General features: G+C 57.3%; 18 protein-coding genes, 4 tRNA genes and 1 rRNA gene. All 23 read left to right on the top strand.

Annotation, left to right across the window (positions count from 1 at the left end):
• A 5S ribosomal RNA gene (gene rrf, locus AAZU54_RS17690) occupies positions 1-101 on the top strand; the annotation flags it as partial.
• A 272-nt stretch (positions 102-373) separates the two neighbouring features.
• Complete coding sequence (gene birA, locus AAZU54_RS17685; protein ID WP_186557302.1) at positions 374-1,333, top strand: bifunctional biotin--[acetyl-CoA-carboxylase] ligase/biotin operon repressor BirA; 960 nt, start codon at positions 374-376, stop codon at positions 1,331-1,333.
• Positions 1,323-2,072, top strand: coding sequence for a pantothenate kinase (locus AAZU54_RS17680; protein WP_434727454.1), 750 nt, complete (start codon positions 1,323-1,325; stop codon positions 2,070-2,072). Before birA ends, AAZU54_RS17680 begins: the two co-directional genes overlap by 11 nt.
• 7 nt (positions 2,073-2,079) lie before the next feature.
• Entirely contained in the window at positions 2,080-2,505 is a 426-nt protein-coding gene (locus AAZU54_RS17675; RefSeq protein WP_186557304.1) for a hypothetical protein, read from the top strand.
• 144 nt (positions 2,506-2,649) lie between these two features.
• Positions 2,650-2,734, top strand: a tRNA-Tyr gene (locus AAZU54_RS17670).
• Between the two features lie 23 nt (positions 2,735-2,757).
• A tRNA-Gly gene (locus tag AAZU54_RS17665) sits at positions 2,758-2,831 on the top strand.
• Between the two features lie 28 nt (positions 2,832-2,859).
• Positions 2,860-2,935: transfer RNA gene (locus AAZU54_RS17660), tRNA-Thr, on the top strand.
• A gap of 80 nt (positions 2,936-3,015) precedes the next feature.
• Complete coding sequence (gene tuf, locus AAZU54_RS17655) at positions 3,016-4,209, top strand: elongation factor Tu (protein ID WP_105642145.1); 1,194 nt, start codon at positions 3,016-3,018, stop codon at positions 4,207-4,209.
• Between the two features lie 55 nt (positions 4,210-4,264).
• Positions 4,265-4,340: transfer RNA gene (locus AAZU54_RS17650), tRNA-Trp, on the top strand.
• Positions 4,341-4,384: 44 nt separating this feature from the next.
• Positions 4,385-4,753, top strand: coding sequence for a preprotein translocase subunit SecE (secE, locus tag AAZU54_RS17645; protein WP_186557305.1), 369 nt, complete (start codon positions 4,385-4,387; stop codon positions 4,751-4,753).
• 9 nt (positions 4,754-4,762) lie between these two features.
• Entirely contained in the window at positions 4,763-5,296 is a 534-nt protein-coding gene (gene nusG / locus AAZU54_RS17640) for a transcription termination/antitermination protein NusG (RefSeq protein ID WP_186557306.1), read from the top strand.
• 119 nt (positions 5,297-5,415) lie between these two features.
• Complete coding sequence (gene rplK, locus AAZU54_RS17635; protein WP_115085065.1) at positions 5,416-5,847, top strand: 50S ribosomal protein L11; 432 nt, start codon at positions 5,416-5,418, stop codon at positions 5,845-5,847.
• Positions 5,847-6,542, top strand: coding sequence for a 50S ribosomal protein L1 (gene rplA, locus AAZU54_RS17630; protein ID WP_186557307.1), 696 nt, complete (start codon positions 5,847-5,849; stop codon positions 6,540-6,542). Before rplK ends, rplA begins: the two co-directional genes overlap by 1 nt.
• A 197-nt stretch (positions 6,543-6,739) precedes the next feature.
• Positions 6,740-7,240: a 50S ribosomal protein L10 gene (gene rplJ / locus AAZU54_RS17625; RefSeq protein ID WP_186557308.1), complete on the top strand. Its 501-nt coding sequence runs from the start codon at positions 6,740-6,742 to the stop codon at positions 7,238-7,240.
• Positions 7,241-7,317: 77 nt separating this feature from the next.
• Positions 7,318-7,683 carry a 50S ribosomal protein L7/L12 gene (gene rplL / locus AAZU54_RS17620; protein WP_007957596.1) on the top strand — a complete coding sequence of 122 codons (366 nt, stop codon included), beginning with the start codon at positions 7,318-7,320 and terminating at the stop codon, positions 7,681-7,683.
• Positions 7,684-7,902: 219 nt separating this feature from the next.
• Positions 7,903-11,976, top strand: coding sequence for a DNA-directed RNA polymerase subunit beta (gene rpoB, locus AAZU54_RS17615; protein ID WP_434727453.1), 4,074 nt, complete (start codon positions 7,903-7,905; stop codon positions 11,974-11,976).
• A gap of 64 nt (positions 11,977-12,040) precedes the next feature.
• Entirely contained in the window at positions 12,041-16,240 is a 4,200-nt protein-coding gene (gene rpoC / locus AAZU54_RS17610; RefSeq protein WP_186557310.1) for a DNA-directed RNA polymerase subunit beta', read from the top strand.
• A 210-nt stretch (positions 16,241-16,450) separates the two neighbouring features.
• Positions 16,451-16,822 (top strand): 30S ribosomal protein S12, encoded by a 372-nt coding sequence (gene rpsL / locus AAZU54_RS17605; RefSeq protein WP_003257088.1) that lies wholly within the window; start codon positions 16,451-16,453, stop codon positions 16,820-16,822.
• A gap of 106 nt (positions 16,823-16,928) precedes the next feature.
• Positions 16,929-17,399 (top strand): 30S ribosomal protein S7, encoded by a 471-nt coding sequence (gene rpsG / locus AAZU54_RS17600; protein WP_008089143.1) that lies wholly within the window; start codon positions 16,929-16,931, stop codon positions 17,397-17,399.
• 30 nt (positions 17,400-17,429) lie between these two features.
• A complete protein-coding gene (gene fusA, locus AAZU54_RS17595) occupies positions 17,430-19,574 on the top strand; it encodes an elongation factor G (protein ID WP_186557311.1) in 2,145 nt (714 codons plus the stop codon).
• A 31-nt stretch (positions 19,575-19,605) separates the two neighbouring features.
• Positions 19,606-20,799: an elongation factor Tu gene (tuf, locus tag AAZU54_RS17590; protein WP_105642145.1), complete on the top strand. Its 1,194-nt coding sequence runs from the start codon at positions 19,606-19,608 to the stop codon at positions 20,797-20,799.
• A 141-nt stretch (positions 20,800-20,940) separates the two neighbouring features.
• Positions 20,941-21,252 (top strand): 30S ribosomal protein S10, encoded by a 312-nt coding sequence (rpsJ, locus tag AAZU54_RS17585; protein ID WP_003186070.1) that lies wholly within the window; start codon positions 20,941-20,943, stop codon positions 21,250-21,252.
• Positions 21,253-21,332: 80 nt separating this feature from the next.
• The gene (gene rplC, locus AAZU54_RS17580; protein ID WP_054893562.1) at positions 21,333-21,968 is read left to right on the top strand and encodes a 50S ribosomal protein L3; all 636 of its coding nucleotides are present in this window, start codon (positions 21,333-21,335) and stop codon (positions 21,966-21,968) included.
• Positions 21,969-21,974: the final 6 nt, after the last annotated feature.

Genomic DNA, 21,974 nt, shown 5'->3' with positions numbered 1-21,974 from the left:
GCATTGGAACCACCTGATCCCATCCCGAACTCAGTAGTGAAACGATGCATCGCCGATGGTAGTGTGGGGTTTCCCCATGTGAGAGTAGGTCATCGTCAAGATTCATTTCGCAAAACCCCTATCTGCGCGAGCAGGTAGGGGTTTTGTCTTTCCAGACCTGCTATACCCCGCGCCCGATACCTGGCCTTGCCGCACCCCTTGTGGGAGCGGGCTTGCCCGCGAAAAGGCCGCAACTGACACCCCGCTCCACCCCTCCCGCCTTTATCCCTCAAGCATCGCAGTTGGGCATGACCAAGTCCGGAGTGCGCCCTTTTCCTATGCAAGGCTTCAGGCCATGGCTATCATTCCAGCCTTATTCCAAGTCGAGACTGGCATGCTGAAGTTGTTGAATCTCCTCAAGGATGGCCGGTTTCATTCCGGGCAGGCGCTCGGGGAAGCTCTCGGGGTGAGCCGCAGCGCCGTTTGGAAGCAGCTGCAGCACCTGGAAGCCGAATTGAACCTGACCATTCATAAGGTCCGAGGTCGTGGCTATCAATTGGCCGCACCGTTGGCATTGCTTGATTCGCAAGCGATTAGCGATCTCTGCGAAGGCGAGCAGTGGCCGTTGTTTATTCACGATGCGATCGATTCGACCAATGCCGAAGCTTTGCGTGGTATTGCGCAGGGGAGGGTGGCGCCATTTCTAGTATTGGCCGAACGCCAAAGTGCTGGGCGCGGTCGTCGCGGTCGACAATGGGTCAGCCCCTTCGCTGAGAACCTCTACTACAGCTTGGTGCTGCGTGTTGAGGGCGGCATGCGCCAGCTCGAGGGTTTAAGCCTGGTGGTTGGGCTGGCCGTCATGCGTACCCTGCAGGCATTTGGCGTGAAGCAGGCGGGCCTTAAATGGCCAAATGATGTTCTGGTCGGTGATCAGAAGATCGCCGGGATCTTGCTGGAGCTTGTCGGTGATCCGGCTGACGTCTGTCATGTGGTGCTGGGGATTGGCATCAACGTGAACATGCAGCTCAACGACCAGGTCGACCAGCAATGGACCTCGATGAGGCTGGAGGCGGGCGCCTCTATTGATCGTAACCTGCTGGTCGCCAGGCTCAATCAGCAACTGCAGCATGAGCTGGCTCGGCACCGTCGTTATGGCTTCGCCGCCTTCCAGGAAGAATGGGAGCAAGCGCATCTGTGGCAGGGTCGTAAGGTATCGCTGATCGCCGGCAGTAGCCATACCGATGGCGTAGTGCTTGGCGTGGATGGACAAGGCGGACTGCGTCTTGAGGTGGAAGGTGTGGAAAAGAGCTTCAGTGGTGGTGAGCTCAGTTTGAGGTTGCGTGATGATTCTTGAGCTCGACTGCGGTAATAGCTTCATCAAGTGGCGGGTGATTCATGCTGCCGACGCGACGATTGTCGGTGGCGGCATCGTTGACTCGGATCAGGCGCTATTGGCGGCGGTCTCGGCCTTGCCCTCAGTACGCTTGAAAGGCTGTCGGATAGTCAGTGTCCGTAGCGAAGAGGAAACTGACGCGCTGCGTGGGCTGTTGCAGGCAGGGTTCGCTGTCCAGGCGCAAGTCGCTATGCCTGTGCAGGAAATGGCTGGAGTGCGTAATGGATATGATGACTATCAGCGGCTGGGCATGGATCGCTGGCTAGCTGCCTTGGGTGCCTACCACCTGGCAAAAGGTGCGTGCCTGGTGATTGACTTGGGTACTGCGGCCAAGGCTGACTTCGTCGCCGCCGATGGTGAGCACCTGGGTGGTTATATTTGTCCCGGTATGCCGCTGATGCGCAGTCAATTGCGTACCCATACCCGTCGAATTCGCTACGACGATGCATCGGCTGAGCGCGCTGTGAGCACGCTTGCGCCTGGTCGCTCGACAGTCGAGGCGGTGGAGCGCGGTTGTGTGCTGATGCTGCAAGGGTTTGCCCGTACACAGATCGAGCAGGCTCGAGCTTTGTGGGGTGAAAGTTTCACTGTGTTCCTGACTGGTGGCGATGCGCCGCTGGTGCGCGAAGCTGCGCCTCAGGCCCGCGTTGTGCCTGACCTGGTCTTCGTTGGCCTGGCGATGGCTTGTCCATTGGATTGAGGTGCCTATGCGTTGGTTGTTTCTGTTGTTGCTGGTGCTCAATGTCGTCTACTACGTCTGGCACCAGCAAGAGGCGCCGTTGAGGGTCAAAGAGGTCGCGCCGCTTTCTCTCTATAAAGGTAACCAGCAGGAGATCCGCCTGCTGCGTGAGACGGGGGCTGCAGCGCCGGCGCGACGTCGTGATGAATGCCTGGTTATTGGTGGTCTACCAGCTCGGAATCAGCTCGATGCGCTACGCCAGCGCCTACTTAGCCTGGATATCACCACGCTGGTAGTGTCCGGTCAGCTGCCTGGCGCAGACGGTATGTGGCTGAAGGTAGCCCCGGAAAGTGAGCGTTTACTGGACCAAACCGTGCTCGCCACTCTTTCCAAGGATTTCAAAGACTTAAAACACAAAATTATTTTCTGCGGGGGTATTGCAACTGGCGAATAGCTTGATAGAATGGCGCCCGCTTCGCAGGGAACACCACTGAGGTGGTAGGACCGGAAGCTGTTGTCAAAGTAGCTAACTTCAAGATTTAATTGAAAAAAAGCTTGACAACAGGTCGGCAAGAGTTGAAAATGCCGCCCACGCTCAGGAGGGGTTCCCGAGCGGCCAAAGGGAGCAGACTGTAAATCTGCCGTCTTCGACTTCGAAGGTTCGAATCCTTCCCCCTCCACCATTTTAGCGAGAGCTGCAAGCCTCGCGGGTATAGTTTAGTGGTAGAACCTCAGCCTTCCAAGCTGATGATGCGGGTTCGATTCCCGCTACCCGCTCCAAGTTTGCTGTTTTTGCACAATGTGTTTCGCTCTTGTAGCTCAGTTGGTAGAGCACACCCTTGGTAAGGGTGAGGTCAGCGGTTCAAGTCCGCTCAAGAGCTCCATATAACAAGGCAGATATGAAAATATCTGCCTTTGTTTTATCGGTAGTAGTGACTATTTTCTTCTGCGGAGGACTGTATCGATGGCTAAGGAAAAGTTTGATCGTTCCCTACCTCACGTTAACGTTGGCACTATCGGCCACGTTGACCATGGTAAAACCACTCTGACCGCAGCTCTGACTCGCGTCTGCTCCGAGGTTTTCGGTTCGGCAGTCGTTGAGTTCGACAAGATCGACTCGGCTCCAGAAGAGAAGGCGCGCGGTATCACCATCAACACCGCGCACGTCGAGTACAACTCGAACATTCGTCACTACGCTCACGTCGACTGCCCGGGTCACGCTGACTATGTGAAGAACATGATCACCGGTGCTGCCCAGATGGACGGCGCGATCCTGGTTTGCTCGGCCGCTGATGGTCCGATGCCACAAACCCGTGAGCACATCCTGCTGTCCCGTCAGGTTGGCGTTCCGTACATCGTGGTCTTCCTGAACAAGGCTGACCTGGTAGACGACGCTGAGCTGCTGGAACTGGTCGAGATGGAAGTTCGCGACCTGCTGTCCACCTACGACTTCCCGGGCGACGACACCCCGATCATCATCGGTTCGGCTCGTATGGCGCTGGAAGGCAAAGACGACAACGAAATGGGCACCACCGCTGTCAAGCGTCTGGTTGAAACTCTGGACAGCTACATCCCAGAGCCAGAGCGTGCTATCGACAAGCCGTTCCTGATGCCAATCGAAGACGTATTCTCGATCTCGGGTCGTGGTACCGTTGTTACCGGTCGTATCGAGCGTGGTATCGTCCGCGTTCAAGACGCCCTGGAAATCGTTGGTCTGCGTGACACCACCACCACCACCTGCACCGGTGTTGAGATGTTCCGCAAACTGCTGGACGAAGGTCGTGCTGGCGAGAACTGCGGCGTTCTGCTGCGTGGTACCAAGCGTGACGACGTTGAGCGTGGCCAGGTTCTGGTCAAGCCAGGTTCGGTCAAGCCGCACACCAAGTTCACCGCAGAAGTCTACGTTCTGTCGAAAGAAGAAGGCGGCCGTCACACTCCGTTCTTCAAAGGCTACCGTCCTCAGTTCTACTTCCGTACCACTGACGTGACCGGTAACTGCGAGCTGCCGGAAGGCGTTGAAATGGTAATGCCAGGTGACAACATTCAGATGACTGTTACCCTGATCAAGACCATCGCAATGGAAGACGGTCTGCGCTTCGCTATCCGTGAAGGCGGTCGTACCGTCGGCGCCGGCGTCGTAGCAAAAATTATTGAATAAGTAGTTGATTTCATAAGACCATGCCGGCATAATGGCCGGCCTGGTACAGTGTTAAAGGTCAGTAGCTCAATTGGCAGAGCGACGGTCTCCAAAACCGTAGGTTGGGGGTTCGATTCCCTCCTGACCTGCCATTCACCTCGGTGTGATTGGCTTTCTTCTCACAGGATCCTCCTCGATGACTCCCAAAACTGAAGCCCAAGATTCGCGTTTTGATCTTTTCAAGTGGCTCGCTGTTGTTGCTCTGGTAGTCGTTGGCGTCGTAGGTAATCAATACTACTCCGCTTCTCCGATTCTGTACCGCGTGCTCGCTCTCCTTGCTCTGGCTGCTGTTGCAGGCTTCGTTGCCCTGCAGACCGCGAAGGGTAAGTCGTTCTTTGCGCTGGCGAAGGAAGCTCGTACCGAGATCCGTAAAGTCGTGTGGCCGACCCGCCAAGAAACCATGCAAACCACGCTTATCGTTGTGGTTGTCGTGCTGGTTATGGCGTTGCTGCTGTGGGGTCTTGATTCCCTGCTCGGCTGGGCGGTCTCCTTGATTGTTGGCTAAGGGTGTCCCGTGGCTAAGCGTTGGTACGTTGTGCATGCTTACTCGGGTTACGAGAAGCATGTAATGCGCTCTTTGATCGAGCGTGTGAAGCTGGCTGGCATGGAAGATGAATTCGGCGAGATCCTGGTCCCGACCGAAGAAGTCGTAGAAATGCGCAATGGCCAGAAGCGCAAAAGCGAGCGTAAGTTCTTCCCTGGCTATGTATTGGTCCAGATGGATATGAACGAAGGGACTTGGCACCTTGTCAAGGATACCCCTCGCGTAATGGGCTTCATTGGTGGTACTGCAGACAAGCCTGCGCCTATCACCGATAAAGAAGCCGAGGCTATTCTGCGTCGCGTTGCCGATGGTAGCGACAAGCCGAAGCCAAAAACGCTCTTTGAGCCAGGTGAAGTGGTTCGTGTTGTTGACGGTCCCTTTGCTGATTTCAACGGTACCGTTGAAGAAGTTAACTACGAAAAGAGCCGGCTCCAAGTGGCGGTGCTCATTTTCGGTCGCTCTACTCCGGTAGAGCTCGAGTTCGGCCAGGTCGAGAAGGTCTAGGCGAACGACGCATCCCATACCCCGCAGCCCTATGTGCTGCGGGGTTTTGTCGTCACTGGGATAAAACGCAAGTAATCCGGGGAGCCATTTGGCGTTCGTACCCGATATTGGAGTAGCTCATGGCTAAGAAGATTCAGGCTTACATCAAGCTGCAAGTAAAGGCCGGCCAGGCCAACCCAAGCCCACCCGTTGGTCCAGCACTGGGTCAACACGGTGTGAACATCATGGAATTCTGCAAGGCCTTCAACGCCCGTACTCAGGGTCAAGAAGCCGGCCTGCCGACTCCTGTGATCATCACTGTCTACAGTGACCGTAGCTTCACCTTCGAAACCAAAAGCACCCCAGCTTCGGTTCTGCTGAAGAAAGCTGCTGGCCTGACCAGCGGTTCTGCACGTCCGAACACCGTTAAAGTCGGTACCGTGACCCGTGCTCAGCTGGAAGAGATCGCCAAGACCAAACAGGCTGATCTGACTGCCGCTGACATGGATGCAGCCGTGCGTACCATCGCCGGATCTGCTCGCAGCATGGGCCTCAACGTGGAGGGTGTGTAATGGCTAAGCTGACCAAGCGCCAAAAGGCCATTGCTTCGAAACTCGAAGCTGGCAAAGTTTACAACTTCGAGGAAGCAGCCGCGCTGCTGGCCGAACTGTCCACCGTGAAGTTCAGCGAATCCTTCGACGTTGCCGTCAACCTCGGCGTTGACCCACGTAAATCCGACCAGGTCGTTCGTAGCGCTACTGTGCTGCCACACGGCACTGGCAAGACCGTACGTGTTGCTGTCTTCACCCAGGGTCCAGCTGCTGAGGCCGCTCTGGCTGCCGGCGCTGATCGCGTTGGTATGGACGACCTGGCTGCCGAGATGAAAGCTGGCGACCTGAACTACGACGTAGTCATCGCATCCCCGGATGCCATGCGCGTTGTTGGTCAGCTGGGTCAGGTTCTGGGTCCTCGCGGCCTGATGCCTAACCCGAAAGTCGGTACCGTGACTCCAGACGTAGCCACCGCGGTTAAAAACGCCAAGGCTGGTCAAGTTCGCTACCGTACCGACAAAAACGGTATCATCCACACCTCCGTTGGCAAGGTTGGCTTCGAAGCCGGCAAGCTGAAGGAAAACGTTGAAGCCCTGATCGCTGATCTGAAGCGTATCAAGCCGGCTTCCTCGAAAGGTATCTACGTCAAGCGCGTTACCCTGAGCACCACTATGGGCCCAGGTCTGGTCATCGACCAGAGCTCGCTGAGCGCGTAAGACCTTGCCGGCGCGTGAAAGCGCGCCGGCAACAAAATTGGGGTCCCTGCCTGGCGGGGGCTATCCAAGACCGTAGGCGGCGCAAGCCTTAAACAACCAGCCTACGCAGATGGTGCTCCCGGTTCCTTACCGAATCAGACACCAAAACGACATCCGGCTTCGGCCAGATGAAACGGTAACAAGCAGGAGTTTTACCCGTGGCAATTAAACTCGAAGACAAGAAGGCCATCGTCGCTGAAGTCAACGAGGCTGCCAAAGTCGCTCTGTCCGCTGTCGTGGCTGATGCCCGTGGTGTGACTGTAGGCGCAATGACCGGACTCCGTAAAGAGGCTCGTGAAGCTGGCGTATACGTACGTGTCGTACGTAACACCCTGCTCAAGCGCGCTGTTGCTGACACTGAATTCAGTGTCCTCAACGACGCCTTCACTGGCCCGACCCTGATCGCGTTCTCCAACGAACACCCGGGCGCTGCTGCTCGTCTGTTCAAGGAATTCGCCAAGGGTCAGGACAAGTTCGAGATCAAGGCAGCTGCGTTTGACGGCAAGTTCATTGCAGCGAACCAGATCGACGTGTTGGCTACCCTGCCGACCCGCGACGAAGCCATCGCAAGGCTGATGAGCGTCATCCAAGGCGCTACCAGCAAGCTGGCTCGTACCCTGGCAGCCATTCGCGACCAGAAAGAAGCTACCGCAGCCTAAGGCCGCGAAGCACTTTCAAAATCATACGTTTAATTTGATGGCTGCGTAGGCCTTCACCCCAATACAGGATTTAAGTCATGTCCCTGACTAACGAGCAAATCATCGAAGCAATCGGCCAGAAAACCGTTCTGGAAGTTGTTGAGCTGATCAAAGCAATGGAAGAAACCTTCGGCGTTACCGCTGCTGTTGCCGCTGCTGGCCCAGCTGCTGCTGCTGCCGTTGTTGAAGAGCAAACCGAGTTCAACGTTGTTCTGGTTGAAGCCGGCGAGAAGAAAGTCAACGTGATCAAGGCCGTTCGTGAACTGACCGGTCTGGGCCTGAAAGAAGCCAAAGAGAAAGTTGACGGCGCTCCTCAAGTCGTAGCTGAAGGCGTTTCGAAAGAAGCCGCTGAAGACGCTAAGAAGAAGCTGGAAGAAGCAGGCGCTAAAGTCGAGCTGAAGTAATTTCGACTTTGCGACTCCAGCCGGAGCGTTGAGCTTAGGCTGATGGCTGGTGGCTTATGCCACCGGCCTTTTTCCGTTATTGGTGGCCGATCAGGTCGGCCCCGATAACAAGCTGCAAGACACCCACGTGGGTGGCGCAAACCAAGGGGTTTGCACGATTTTCTGGCTGCTCCCGCCGGGAGAAGCCAAACAAGCAGGTGACCAAGCTGGGGAACGCTGATGGCTTACTCATACACTGAGAAAAAACGTATCCGCAAGGACTTTAGCAAGTTGCCGGACGTGATGGATGTGCCTTACCTCCTGGCCATCCAGCTGGATTCGTATCGCGAATTCCTGCAAGCGGGAGCATCCAAGGATCAGTTCCGCGACGTCGGCCTGCACGCGGCCTTCAAATCGGTCTTCCCGATCATCAGCTACTCCGGCAACGCTGCCTTGGAGTACGTTGGCTATCGTCTGGGCGAGCCGGCTTTCGACGTCAAGGAATGCGTCCTGCGCGGCGTGACCTTCGCCGTGCCGCTGCGGGTGAAAGTCCGTCTGATCATCTTCGACAAAGAGTCGTCGAACAAAGCGATCAAGGACATCAAAGAGCAAGAAGTCTACATGGGTGAAATCCCCCTGATGACTGAGAACGGTACCTTCGTTATCAACGGTACCGAGCGTGTGATCGTTTCCCAGCTGCACCGTTCGCCGGGTGTGTTCTTCGACCACGATCGTGGCAAGACCCACAGCTCCGGCAAGCTGCTGTATTCGGCTCGCATCATTCCTTACCGCGGTTCCTGGTTGGACTTCGAGTTCGATCCTAAGGACTGCGTATTCGTCCGTATCGACCGTCGCCGCAAACTGCCGGCCTCGGTACTGCTGCGCGCCCTGGGTTACAGCACTGAAGAAGTGCTGAACACCTTCTACACCACCAACGTGTTCCATGTTTCTGGTGAGAAGCTGAGCCTGGAGCTGGTGCCTCAGCGTCTGCGTGGCGAAGTTGCGGTCATGGACATCCATGACGAGACCGGCAAGGTCATCGTCGAGCAGGGTCGTCGTATCACCGCGCGCCACATCAATCAGCTCGAGAAGGCTGGCGTCAAGCAGCTGGACGTGCCGATGGAGTACGTGCTGGGCCGCACTACCGCCAAGGCGATCGTGCATCCGGCTACCGGCGAGATCCTGGCCGAGTGCAACACCGAGCTGACCACCGAGCTGCTGATCAAGGTCGCCAAGGCTCAGGTCGTTCGCATCGAAACCCTGTACACCAACGACATCGATTGCGGTCCGTTCATTTCGGATACCCTGAAGATCGACACCACCAGCAACCAACTGGAAGCGCTGGTCGAGATCTACCGCATGATGCGTCCAGGCGAGCCGCCAACCAAGGATGCCGCCGAAACCCTGTTCAACAACCTGTTCTTCAGTGCCGAGCGTTACGACCTGTCCGCCGTAGGCCGCATGAAGTTCAACCGTCGTATCGGTCGTACCGAGATCGAAGGTTCGGGCGTGCTGAGCAAGGAAGACATCGTTGACGTGCTGAAGACCCTGGTCGACATCCGTAACGGTAAAGGCATCGTCGATGACATCGACCACCTGGGTAACCGTCGCGTACGTTGCGTCGGCGAGATGGCCGAGAACCAGTTCCGCGTTGGCCTGGTGCGCGTTGAGCGTGCGGTCAAAGAGCGTCTGTCGATGGCTGAAAGCGAAGGCCTGATGCCGCAAGACCTGATCAACGCCAAGCCGGTAGCGGCGGCGGTGAAAGAGTTCTTCGGTTCCAGCCAGCTCTCGCAGTTCATGGACCAGAACAACCCGCTCTCCGAGATCACCCACAAGCGTCGTGTCTCCGCACTCGGCCCTGGCGGTCTGACCCGTGAGCGTGCTGGCTTTGAAGTCCGTGACGTACACCCGACCCATTACGGTCGTGTGTGCCCGATCGAGACCCCTGAAGGTCCGAACATCGGTCTGATCAACTCCCTGGCAGCCTATGCCCGCACCAACCATTACGGCTTCCTGGAAAGCCCGTACCGCGTGGTGAAAGAGGGTGTGGTTTCCGACGACATCGTGTTCCTGTCGGCGATCGAAGAAGCTGATCACGTCATCGCTCAGGCTTCGGCCACGATGAACGAGAAGAAGCAACTGGTCGACGAGCTGGTAGCTGTTCGTCACTTGAACGAATTCACCGTCAAGGCGCCGGAAGACGTCACCCTGATGGACGTTTCGCCCAAGCAGGTTGTTTCCGTCGCTGCCTCGCTGATCCCGTTCCTCGAGCACGACGACGCCAACCGTGCATTGATGGGTTCGAACATGCAGCGTCAGGCTGTACCTACCCTGCGTGCCGACAAGCCGCTGGTTGGTACCGGCATGGAGCGCAACGTTGCCCGTGACTCCGGCGTCTGCGTCGTGGCGCGTCGTGGCGGCGTGATCGACTCCGTCGACGCCAGCCGTATCGTGGTACGTGTTGCCGATGACGAAGTAGAAACCGGTGAAGCCGGTGTCGACATCTACAACCTGACCAAATACACCCGTTCCAACCAGAACACTTGCATCAACCAGCGTCCGCTGGTCAGCAAAGGTGATGTGGTCAAGCGTAGCGACATCATGGCCGATGGCCCGTCCACCGACATGGGTGAACTGGCACTGGGTCAGAACATGCGCATCGCGTTCATGGCCTGGAACGGTTTCAACTTCGAAGACTCCATCTGTCTGTCGGAGCGCGTCGTTCAGGAAGACCGTTTCACCACGATCCACATCCAGGAACTGACCTGTGTGGCCCGTGACACCAAGCTTGGCCCAGAGGAAATCACCGCAGACATCCCGAACGTGGGTGAAGCTGCGCTGAACAAGCTGGACGAAGCCGGTATCGTCTACGTAGGTGCTGAAGTCGGCGCTGGCGACATTCTGGTGGGTAAGGTCACTCCGAAAGGCGAGACCCAGCTGACTCCAGAAGAGAAGCTGCTGCGCGCGATCTTCGGTGAGAAAGCCAGCGACGTTAAAGACACCTCCCTGCGCGTGCCAACCGGCACCAAAGGTACTGTCATTGACGTTCAGGTCTTCACCCGTGACGGCGTCGAGCGCGACAGCCGCGCCCTGGCCATCGAGAAGATGCAGCTGGACGAGATCCGCAAGGACCTCAACGAAGAGTTCCGCATCGTCGAAGGCGCGACCTTCGAGCGTCTGCGTTCCGCCCTGAACGGCCAAGTGGTCGACGGTGGTGCGGGCCTGAAGAAAGGCACCGTGATCAGCGACGAAGTACTGGACGGTCTGGAGCACGGCCAGTGGTTCAAACTGCGCATGGCCGAAGACGCGCTGAACGAACAGCTGGAAAAGGCTCAAGCCTACATCGTCGATCGCCGTCGTCTGCTGGACGACAAGTTCGAAGACAAGAAGCGCAAGCTGCAGCAGGGCGATGACCTGGCACCGGGCGTACTGAAGATCGTCAAGGTCTACCTGGCTATCCGCCGCCGCATTCAGCCGGGCGACAAGATGGCCGGCCGTCACGGTAACAAAGGTGTGGTCTCGGTGATCATGCCGGTCGAAGACATGCCGCACGACGCCAACGGTACTCCGGTCGATGTCGTACTGAACCCGCTGGGCGTACCTTCGCGTATGAACGTTGGTCAGATCCTTGAAACCCACCTGGGCCTCGCGGCCAAAGGTCTGGGCGAGAAGATCGACCGGATGATCGAAGAGCAGCGCAAAGCCGCTGAGCTGCGTGGCTTCCTGACCGAGATCTACAACGAGATCGGCGGTCGCCAGGAAAGCCTGGAAGAGTTCACCGACGCAGAGATCCTCGCTCTGGCGCACAACCTGAAGAAGGGCGTGCCGATGGCTACCCCGGTCTTCGACGGTGCCAAGGAAAGCGAGATCAAGGCCATGCTGAAACTGGCAGACATGCCAGAAAGCGGCCAGATGGTGCTGTTCGACGGCCGTACCGGCAACAAGTTCGAGCGTCCTGTGACCGTTGGTTACATGTACATGCTCAAGCTGAACCACTTGGTGGACGACAAGATGCACGCGCGTTCCACTGGTTCCTATAGCCTGGTTACCCAGCAGCCGCTGGGTGGTAAGGCGCAGTTCGGTGGTCAGCGTTTCGGGGAGATGGAGGTGTGGGCGCTGGAAGCATACGGCGCGGCATACACCCTGCAAGAAATGCTCACAGTGAAGTCGGACGACGTGAACGGCCGTACCAAGATGTACAAAAACATCGTGGATGGCGATCACCGTATGGAGCCGGGCATGCCCGAGTCCTTCAACGTGTTGATCAAAGAGATCCGTTCGCTCGGTATCGATATCGATCTGGAAACCGAATAACACGTGACGCGAAGGGGGGCGGGGCTGTAATAGCCCGCTCCCTGCTCCGCCAGGAGGAAAGGCCTTGAAAGACCTACTGAATTTGCTGAAAAACCAGGGTCAAGTCGAAGAGTTCGACGCCATCCGTATCGGTCTGGCGTCACCTGAGATGATCCGTTCGTGGTCGTTCGGTGAAGTTAAAAAGCCGGAAACCATCAACTACCGTACGTTCAAGCCTGAGCGTGACGGCCTGTTCTGCGCCAAGATCTTTGGCCCAGTCAAGGACTACGAGTGCCTGTGCGGTAAGTACAAGCGCCTGAAACACCGCGGTGTGATCTGCGAGAAGTGCGGCGTCGAAGTCGCGCTGGCCAAGGTTCGTCGTGAGCGCATGGCGCACATCGAACTGGCTTCGCCGGTCGCCCACATCTGGTTCCTGAAGTCGCTGCCGTCCCGTATCGGCTTGCTGATGGACATGACCCTGCGTGATATCGAGCGTGTTCTCTACTTCGAGAGCTACGTCGTTATCGATCCAGGCATGACCACCCTCGAGAAGGGTCAGCTGCTCAACGACGAGCAGTACTTCGAAGCGCTGGAAGAGTTCGGTGACGACTTCGACGCCCGCATGGGTGCCGAGGCTGTCCGTGAGCTGCTGCACGCTATCGACCTGGAGCACGAGATCGGTCGCCTGCGCGAAGAGATTCCGCAGACCAACTCGGAAACCAAGATCAAGAAGCTGTCCAAGCGCCTGAAGCTGATGGAAGCTTTCCAGGGCTCGGGCAACCTGCCTGAGTGGATGGTCCTGACCGTTCTGCCAGTACTGCCGCCGGACCTGCGTCCGCTGGTGCCGCTGGATGGCGGCCGCTTCGCGACCTCCGACCTGAACGACCTGTATCGTCGGGTGATCAACCGTAACAACCGTCTCAAGCGCCTGCTCGATCTGTCGGCGCCGGACATCATTGTGCGCAACGAAAAGCGCATGCTGCAGGAAGCGGTCGACGCCCTGCTCGACAACGGCCGTCGCGGTCGCGCCATCACTGGCTCGAACAAGCGTCCGCTGAAGTCCCTGGCTGACATGATCAAAGGTAAGCAAGGTCGTTTCCGTCAGAACTTGCTCGGTAAGCGCGTGGACTACTCCGGTCGTTCGGTAATTACCGTAGGCCCGACCCTGCGTCTGCACCAGTGCGGTCTGCCGAAGAAGATGGCCCTCGAGCTGTTCAAGCCGTTCATTTTCGGCAAGCTGGAAATGCGTGGTCTGGCGACCACCATCAAGGCTGCCAAGAAGATGGTCGAGCGCGAGCTGCCAGAGGTGTGGGACGTTCTCGCCGAAGTGATTCGCGAACACCCCGTACTGCTCAACCGTGCACCGACCCTTCACCGTCTGGGTATCCAGGCCTTTGAACCGGTACTGATCGAAGGTAAGGCTATCCAGCTGCACCCGCTGGTCTGTGCTGCGTACAACGCCGACTTCGACGGTGACCAAATGGCCGTTCACGTGCCGCTGACGCTGGAAGCCCAGCTCGAAGCGCGCGCGCTGATGATGTCGACCAACAACATCCTGTCGCCAGCCAACGGTGAGCCAATCATCGTTCCGTCGCAGGACGTTGTACTGGGTCTGTACTACATGACCCGTGAAGCCATCAACGCCAAGGGCGAAGGTCGCGTGTTCGCTGACCTGCAGGAAGTCGACCGGGTATTCCGCGCCGGCGAAGCTGCCCTGCACGCGAAGATCAAGGTTCGTATCAACGAAACCGTGAACGATCGTGATGGCGGCAGCGTCAAGAACACCCGTATCGTCGACACCACTGTCGGCCGTGCGCTGCTGTTCCAGGTTGTGCCACCAGGTCTGTCGTACGACGTGGTCAACCAGCCGATGAAGAAGAAGGCGATCTCCAAGCTGATCAACCAGTGCTACCGCGTGGTTGGTCTGAAAGAGACCGTGATCTTCGCTGACCAGCTGATGTACACCGGCTTTGCCTATTCGACCATTTCCGGCGTTTCGATCGGTGTTAACGACTTCGTTATCCCGGACGAGAAAGCCCGCATCATCGGTGCTGCCACCGACGAAGTGAAGGAAATCGAGAGCCAGTACGCCTCTGGCCTGGTAACCCAGGGCGAGAAGTACAACAAGGTCATCGACTTGTGGTCCAAGGCGAACGACGAAGTATCCAAGGCGATGATGGCCAACCTCTCGAAAGAGAAAGTCATCGACCGCAATGGCGACGAAGTCGACCAAGAGTCCTTCAACTCGATGTACATGATGGCTGACTCCGGTGCCCGGGGTTCGGCAGCTCAGATTCGTCAGTTGGCCGGTATGCGTGGCCTGATGGCCAAGCCGGACGGCTCGATCATCGAGACGCCGATCACCGCGAACTTCCGTGAAGGTTTGAGCGTACTTCAGTACTTCATCTCGACTCACGGTGCTCGTAAGGGTCTGGCGGATACCGCACTGAAGACCGCGAACTCGGGTTACCTGACTCGTCGTCTGGTCGACGTTGCGCAAGATCTGGTAGTGACCGAGATCGACTGCGGCACCGATCATGGCCTGCTGATGACTCCGCACATCGAAGGCGGCGACGTGGTCGAGCCGCTGGGTGAGCGCGTACTGGGTCGAGTGATCGCCCGTGACGTATTCAAGCCTGGCACCGAAGACGTCATCGTTCCGGCCGGTACCCTGGTCGACGAGAAGTGGGTTGAGTTCATCGAGCTGAACAGCATCGACGAAGTTATCGTGCGTTCGCCGATCAGCTGCGAAACTCGCTTCGGCATCTGCGCCAAGTGCTACGGTCGTGACCTGGCTCGCGGTCATCAGGTGAACATCGGTGAAGCGGTCGGCGTTATCGCTGCCCAGTCCATCGGTGAGCCGGGTACCCAGCTGACCATGCGTACGTTCCACATCGGTGGTGCTGCAAGCCGGACCTCGGCTGCCGACAGCGTCCAGGTGAAGAACGGCGGTATGGTGCGTCTGCATAACCTGAAGCAGGTTGAGCGTGCTGACGGCAACCTGGTTGCTGTATCGCGTTCCGGCGAGTTGGCCATTGCCGACGAATTCGGTCGTGAGCGTGAGCGCTACAAGCTGCCTTACGGTGCGGTGATTTCGGTCAAGGAAGGTGACAAGGTCGAAGCTGGCGCAATCGTCGCCAAGTGGGACCCGCACACCCACCCGATCGTTACCGAGCTGAAAGGTACCGTGACCTTCGTGGGCATGGAAGAAAACATCACCATCAAGCGTCAGACTGACGAGTTGACTGGTTTGACCAACATTGAAGTCCTGGACGTCAAGGATCGCCCTGCCGCTGGCAAGGAAATCCGTCCGGCAATCAAGATGGTCGACGCCAATGGCAAGGATCTGATGCTGCCAGGTACCGACGTACCTGCTCAGTACTTCCTGCCAGCCAACGCCTTGGTAGGTGTGGCCGACGGTGCACAGATCGGTGTTGGTGACGTTATCGCGCGTATCCCGCAAGAAACGTCGAAGACCCGTGACATCACCGGTGGTCTGCCGCGCGTTGCCGACCTGTTCGAAGCCCGTCGTCCGAAGGAAGCTTCGATTCTGGCGGAAGTCAGCGGCACCATCGCATTCGGTAAAGAGACCAAAGGCAAGCGCCGTCTGGTCATTACCCCGACCGATGGCAGCGATCCGTACGAAGAGCTGATTCCGAAGTGGCGCCACCTGAACGTCTTCGAAGGCGAACAGGTAAACCGCGGCGAAGTTATCTCCGACGGTCCAAGCGATCCGCACGACATCCTGCGTCTGCTGGGTGTCAGCGCGCTGGCCAAGTACATCGTCAACGAGATCCAGGACGTTTACCGCCTGCAAGGCGTTAAGATCAACGATAAGCACATCGAGACCATCCTGCGTCAGATGCTGCGTAAAGTTGAGATCGCCGAATCGGGTGACTCCAGCTTCATCAAGGGCGACCAGATGGAACTGACTCAGGTGCTGGTCGAGAACGAGCGTCTCGCTGCCGAAGACAAGTTCGTCTCGAAGTTCACCCGCGTGCTGCTGGGTATCACCAAGGCGTCGTTGTCGACCGAATCGTTCATCTCGGCGGCTTCCTTCCAGGAAACCACTCGAGTCCTGACCGAGGCGGCGGTAACCGGCAAGCGCGACTACCTGCGCGGCCTGAAAGAGAACGTGGTCGTGGGTCGTCTGATCCCGGCTGGTACTGGTCTGGCCTACCACAGCGAGCGTAAGCGTCGCCGTGATGCCGACAAGCCGCTGCGCGTAAGTGCCAGTGAGGTGGAAGCCGCACTGACCGAAGCGCTGAATTCCAGCGGTAACTAAGTACAGGGTGGGGCCCCGGCCCCTCTCCGTGGTGACCGGTGACATGCAATGTTACCGATCACCGGGCGGGGAGGGCCGGGGCCTCGTCTTGACTGGGTGCAAGAACCTCTTTAGACTTTTGTACCCTTAAATTTGGTGAGGCTCCGTCTCGCCAATTTTTGGCTTTCTTGCAAGACAATAGCGTCGCAAGACAATCAGTGGAGCTAGTAGATGGCAACTATCAACCAGCTGGTACGTCAGCCGCGTAAGCGTACCGTCGAGAAATCCGACGTACCTGCGCTGCAGAACTGCCCGCAACGTCGTGGCGTGTGCACCCGTGTGTACACCACCACGCCGAAAAAACCTAACTCGGCACTGCGTAAAGTATGCCGTGTGCGTCTGACCAACGGTTTCGAGGTTTCCTCGTACATCGGCGGTGAAGGCCACAACCTGCAAGAGCACAGCGTCGTCCTGATTCGCGGCGGCCGTGTAAAAGACTTGCCAGGTGTTCGTTACCACACCGTTCGCGGCTCTCTGGATACTTCCGGCGTTAAAGGCCGTAACCAGGGTCGTTCGAAGTACGGTACCAAGCGTCCGAAGTAATCGGCCGTTTGCAGACAATCAATTTTTTCAGTCGATAAGAGTAAGGTCGGGCAGGGGTCGAAGACCCACGTCCCGGGCTAACCTGAAGACCGTTTGAGGGCTTATCATGCCAAGACGTCGTGTAGCAGCAAAACGTGAGATTCTGGACGATCCAAAATACGGATCCCAGATCCTCGCCAAGTTCATGAACCACGTGATGGAAAGCGGCAAGAAGGCCGTTGCCGAGCGTATCGTTTACGGTGCGCTGGACAAGGTCAAAGAACGCAAGAACAGCGATCCCCTGGAAATCTTCGAGAAAGCTCTCGACGCCATCGCTCCGCTGGTCGAAGTAAAGTCCCGCCGTGTTGGCGGTGCCACTTACCAGGTCCCGGTCGAAGTTCGCCCATCCCGTCGTAACGCGCTGGCAATGCGCTGGCTTGTAGACTACGCCCGCAAGCGCGGCGAGAAGTCCATGGCCCTGCGTTTGGCTGGTGAGCTGCTGGATGCTGCTGAAGGCAAAGGTGCTGCAGTCAAGAAGCGTGAAGACGTGCACCGTATGGCTGAAGCCAACAAGGCATTCTCGCACTACCGCTTCTAATTCAAGCATCAATCTATTCGCGAGGGCTTTATGGCTCGTACTACAGCAATCAACCGCTACCGTAACATTGGTATTTGCGCGCACGTTGACGCGGGCAAAACTACCACTACCGAGCGGATCCTGTTTTACACAGGTCTGAGCCACAAAATGGGCGAGGTGCATGACGGCGCCGCGACCACCGACTGGATGGTGCAGGAGCAGGAGCGGGGTATCACCATTACCTCCGCTGCCGTTACCACCTTCTGGAAAGGTTCTGTTGGTCAGTATGACAACTACCGTGTAAACGTTATCGATACCCCCGGCCACGTTGACTTCACCATTGAAGTTGAGCGTTCGCTGCGCGTACTCGACGGCGCGGTCGTTGTGTTCTGCGGTACCTCCGGCGTTGAGCCTCAGTCTGAAACCGTATGGCGTCAGGCCAACAAGTACGGCGTTCCACGTGTTGTCTACGTGAACAAGATGGACCGTGCCGGTGCAAACTTCCTGCGCGTCGTAGGTCAGATCAAGAACCGTCTGGGTCACACCCCGGTTCCTGTTCAGCTGGCCATCGGTTCGGAAGATAACTTCCAGGGTCAGGTTGACCTGATCAAAATGAAGGCTATCTACTGGAACGACGACGACAAAGGCACCACTTATCGCGAGGAAGAAATTCCTGCCGATATGCTGGAGCTGGCTGAAGAGTGGCGCGCCAACATGGTTGAGGCTGCCGCCGAGTCCAGCGAAGAGCTGATGAACAAGTACCTGGAAGGCGAAGAGCTGACCGTCGAAGAGATCAAAGCCGGTCTGCGCGCGCGCACCCTGGCCAGCGAAATCGTACCGGCTGTCTGCGGTTCGTCGTTCAAGAACAAGGGTGTTCCCCTGGTTCTCGATGCCGTCATCGACTACCTGCCTGCTCCGACCGAGATCCCTGCAATCCAGGGTATCAACCCGGACGACAAGGAGCTGGACAAAGAAGATCCGGCTGTTCGTAAAGACGTGCGTCACGCCGACGACGACGAGCCGTTCTCGGCTCTGGCGTTCAAGATCGCGACTGACCCGTTCGTAGGTACTCTGACCTTCGTTCGCGTCTACTCGGGCGTTCTGACCTCCGGTGACTCCGTCATCAACTCGGTCAAAGGCAAGAAAGAGCGCGTTGGTCGTATGGTGCAGATGCACGCCAACCAGCGTGAAGAAATCAAGGAAGTGCGCGCTGGCGACATCGCTGCACTGATCGGTATGAAAGACGTGACCACAGGCGAAACCCTGTGCAACGCCGACAAGCCAATCATCCTTGAGCGTATGGACTTCCCTGAGCCGGTTATTTCGCTCTCCGTAGAGCCGAAAACCAAGGCTGACCAGGAGAAGATGGGTATCGCACTGGGCAAGCTGGCCCAGGAAGACCCGTCGTTCCGCGTCAAGACCGACGAAGAGACTGGCCAGACCATCATCTCGGGTATGGGTGAGCTGCACCTGGACATCCTCGTTGACCGCATGAAGCGCGAGTTCAACGTCGAGGCCAACATCGGTAAGCCGCAGGTTTCGTACCGCGAGAAGATCACCAAGTCCAACGTCGAGATCGAAGGCAAGTTCGTTCGTCAGTCGGGCGGTCGTGGTCAGTTCGGTCACTGCTGGATCCGTTTCTCGGAGCCGGACGTGGACGAGAAGGGCAACATCACCGAAGGTCTGGTGTTCTCCAACGAAGTCGTTGGTGGTGTGATTCCTAAGGAATTCATCGCCCCGATCCAGAAGGGTATCGAAGAGCAGATGAAGAACGGCGTTGTTGCCGGCTATCCTCTGATCGGCCTCAAGGCCGCGGTATTCGATGGTTCGTATCACGACGTCGACTCCAACGAAATGGCTTTCAAAATCGCCGCTTCGATGGCGACCAAGCAGCTGGCCACCAAGGGCGGCGGCGTGGTTCTCGAGCCGATCATGAAGGTTGAAGTTGTAACCCCGGAAGACTACCTGGGTGACGTGATGGGTGACCTGAACCGTCGTCGTGGTCTGGTCCAGGGTATGGATGAGTCGGTCTCTGGCCGTGTCGTCCGCGCTGAAGTACCGCTCGGGGAAATGTTCGGTTACGCGACCGACGTTCGTTCCATGTCTCAGGGTCGCGCGAGCTACTCCATGGAATTCTCCAAATACTCCGAAGCTCCGTCGAACATCGTCGAAGCTCTCGTTAAAAAACAAGGCTGATTCAGCCCCTTTAGGCTAGGAGTTCACTGTCGTGGCTAAAGAAAAATTTGATCGTTCCCTTCCGCACGTTAACGTTGGCACCATCGGCCACGTTGACCACGGTAAAACCACTCTGACCGCAGCTCTGACTCGCGTCTGCTCCGAAGTTTTCGGTTCGGCAGTCGTTGAGTTCGACAAGATCGACTCGGCTCCGGAAGAGAAAGCGCGCGGTATCACCATCAACACCGCTCACGTCGAGTACAACTCGAACATTCGTCACTACGCTCACGTCGACTGCCCAGGTCACGCTGACTACGTGAAGAACATGATCACCGGTGCTGCCCAGATGGACGGCGCGATCCTGGTTTGCTCGGCCGCTGATGGTCCGATGCCACAAACCCGTGAGCACATCCTGCTGTCCCGTCAGGTTGGCGTTCCGTACATCGTGGTCTTCCTGAACAAGGCTGACCTGGTAGACGACGCTGAGCTGCTGGAACTGGTCGAGATGGAAGTTCGCGACCTGCTGTCCACCTACGACTTCCCAGGCGACGACACCCCGATCATCATCGGTTCGGCTCGTATGGCGCTGGAAGGCAAAGACGACAACGAAATGGGCACCACCGCTGTCAAGCGTCTGGTTGAAACTCTGGACAGCTACATCCCAGAGCCAGAGCGTGCTATCGACAAGCCGTTCCTGATGCCAATCGAAGACGTATTCTCGATCTCGGGTCGTGGTACCGTTGTTACCGGTCGTATCGAGCGTGGTATCGTCCGCGTTCAAGACGCCCTGGAAATCGTTGGTCTGCGTGACACCACCACCACCACCTGCACCGGTGTTGAGATGTTCCGCAAGCTGCTGGACGAAGGCCGTGCTGGCGAGAACTGCGGCGTTCTGCTGCGTGGTACCAAGCGTGACGACGTTGAGCGTGGCCAGGTTCTGGTCAAGCCAGGTTCGGTCAAGCCGCACACCAAGTTCACCGCAGAAGTCTACGTTCTGTCGAAAGAAGAAGGCGGTCGTCACACTCCGTTCTTCAAAGGCTACCGTCCTCAGTTCTACTTCCGTACCACTGACGTGACCGGTAACTGCGAGCTGCCGGAAGGCGTTGAAATGGTAATGCCAGGTGACAACATTCAGATGACTGTTACCCTGATCAAGACCATCGCAATGGAAGACGGTCTGCGCTTCGCTATCCGTGAAGGCGGTCGTACCGTCGGCGCCGGCGTCGTAGCCAAAATCATCGAGTAATCACTCGATCGGTTGAAAAAACCCCCGCTCAGCGGGGGTTTTTTTTATTGGGTTGACACTAAATTAGGGCGTCTATAGAATCACGCCTCCTTTTAGCGGGCGTAGTGCGTCCGTTGGGAACAGCCTGGAGTCTGAAATCCAATGCAAAATCAGCAAATCCGAATCAGGTTGAAGGCTTTCGACCATCGCCTGATCGACCAATCCACCCAGGAAATCGTGGAAACCGCGAAACGTACTGGTGCACAAGTGCGTGGTCCAATTCCACTGCCTACCCGCAAAGAGCGGTTCACCGTTCTGGTCTCCCCGCACGTCAACAAAGACGCGCGTGACCAGTACGAGATCCGTACTCATAAGCGCGTTCTGGACATCGTCCAGCCAACGGATAAAACCGTTGATGCGCTGATGAAGCTCGATCTCGCGGCAGGCGTGGAAGTGCAGATCAGCCTCGGCTAAGACTTCGGTCTGGTCGTGTAACGCTCTGAAATGGGCGGCCATAGCGGGTGAAAGCCCCGTACACTCATGAGGTTTACAACATGACTATTGGTGTAGTCGGTCGTAAATGCGGTATGACCCGTATTTTCACCGAAGAAGGTGTCTCCATTCCGGTCACGGTCATTGAGATCGAGCCGAATCGCGTCACCCAGTTCAAAACCGAAGAAACCGATGGCTACCGTGCAGTGCAAGTCACTGTCGGCGAGCGTCGTGCTTCGCGTGTGACTGCTGCTCAAGCGGGTCACTTCGCTAAAGCGAACGTTGCCGCTGGTCGCGGTGTTTGGGAGTTCCGTCTTGAAGAAGGCGATTTCCAGGCTGGCGATCTGATCAAAGCTGAACTCTTCACTGCAGGCCAGCTGGTAGACGTAACCGGTCAGTCCAAAGGTAAAGGCTTCGCCGGTACCATCAAGCGCTGGAATTTCCGTGGTCAAGATAACACCCACGGTAACTCCGTATCGCACCGTGTTCCGGGTTCCATCGGCCAGTGCCAGACTCCTGGTCGTGTGTTCAAGGGCAAGAAAATGTCCGGTCACATGGGCGCCGAGCGCGTTACTGTGCAGTCCCTGGAAGTAGTTCGCGTAGACGCTGAACGCAACCTGCTGCTGATCAAGGGTGCCGTTCCTGGCGCTACTGGCGGCGACGTGGTTGTACGTCCAGCTGTCAAGGCTCGCGGTTAAGGGGAA

The organism is Pseudomonas sp. Je.1.5.c (assembly GCF_051129895.1).
GTDB classification, from domain to species: Bacteria; Pseudomonadota; Gammaproteobacteria; order Pseudomonadales; family Pseudomonadaceae; genus Aquipseudomonas; species Aquipseudomonas urmiensis.
The sequence above is the reverse complement of the archived record's forward strand: the minus strand, read 5'-3'. Positions and strand labels throughout refer to the sequence as shown.

Bases quoted from the DNA above. Each gene is read 5' to 3' on its own strand.
- birA (WP_186557302.1), top strand. From the start codon at position 374: ATGCTGAAGTTGTTGAATCTCCTCAAGGATGGCCGGTTTCATTCCGGG.
- AAZU54_RS17680 (WP_434727454.1), top strand. From the start codon at position 1,323: ATGATTCTTGAGCTCGACTGCGGTAATAGCTTCATCAAGTGGCGGGTG.
- AAZU54_RS17675 (WP_186557304.1), top strand. From the start codon at position 2,080: ATGCGTTGGTTGTTTCTGTTGTTGCTGGTGCTCAATGTCGTCTACTAC.
- tuf (WP_105642145.1), top strand. From the start codon at position 3,016: ATGGCTAAGGAAAAGTTTGATCGTTCCCTACCTCACGTTAACGTTGGC.
- secE (WP_186557305.1), top strand. From the start codon at position 4,385: ATGACTCCCAAAACTGAAGCCCAAGATTCGCGTTTTGATCTTTTCAAG.
- rplK (WP_115085065.1), top strand. From the start codon at position 5,416: ATGGCTAAGAAGATTCAGGCTTACATCAAGCTGCAAGTAAAGGCCGGC.
- rplA (WP_186557307.1), top strand. From the start codon at position 5,847: ATGGCTAAGCTGACCAAGCGCCAAAAGGCCATTGCTTCGAAACTCGAA.
- rplL (WP_007957596.1), top strand. From the start codon at position 7,318: ATGTCCCTGACTAACGAGCAAATCATCGAAGCAATCGGCCAGAAAACC.
- rpoB (WP_434727453.1), top strand. From the start codon at position 7,903: ATGGCTTACTCATACACTGAGAAAAAACGTATCCGCAAGGACTTTAGC.
- rpsL (WP_003257088.1), top strand. From the start codon at position 16,451: ATGGCAACTATCAACCAGCTGGTACGTCAGCCGCGTAAGCGTACCGTC.
- rpsG (WP_008089143.1), top strand. From the start codon at position 16,929: ATGCCAAGACGTCGTGTAGCAGCAAAACGTGAGATTCTGGACGATCCA.
- fusA (WP_186557311.1), top strand. From the start codon at position 17,430: ATGGCTCGTACTACAGCAATCAACCGCTACCGTAACATTGGTATTTGC.
- rpsJ (WP_003186070.1), top strand. From the start codon at position 20,941: ATGCAAAATCAGCAAATCCGAATCAGGTTGAAGGCTTTCGACCATCGC.
- rplC (WP_054893562.1), top strand. From the start codon at position 21,333: ATGACTATTGGTGTAGTCGGTCGTAAATGCGGTATGACCCGTATTTTC.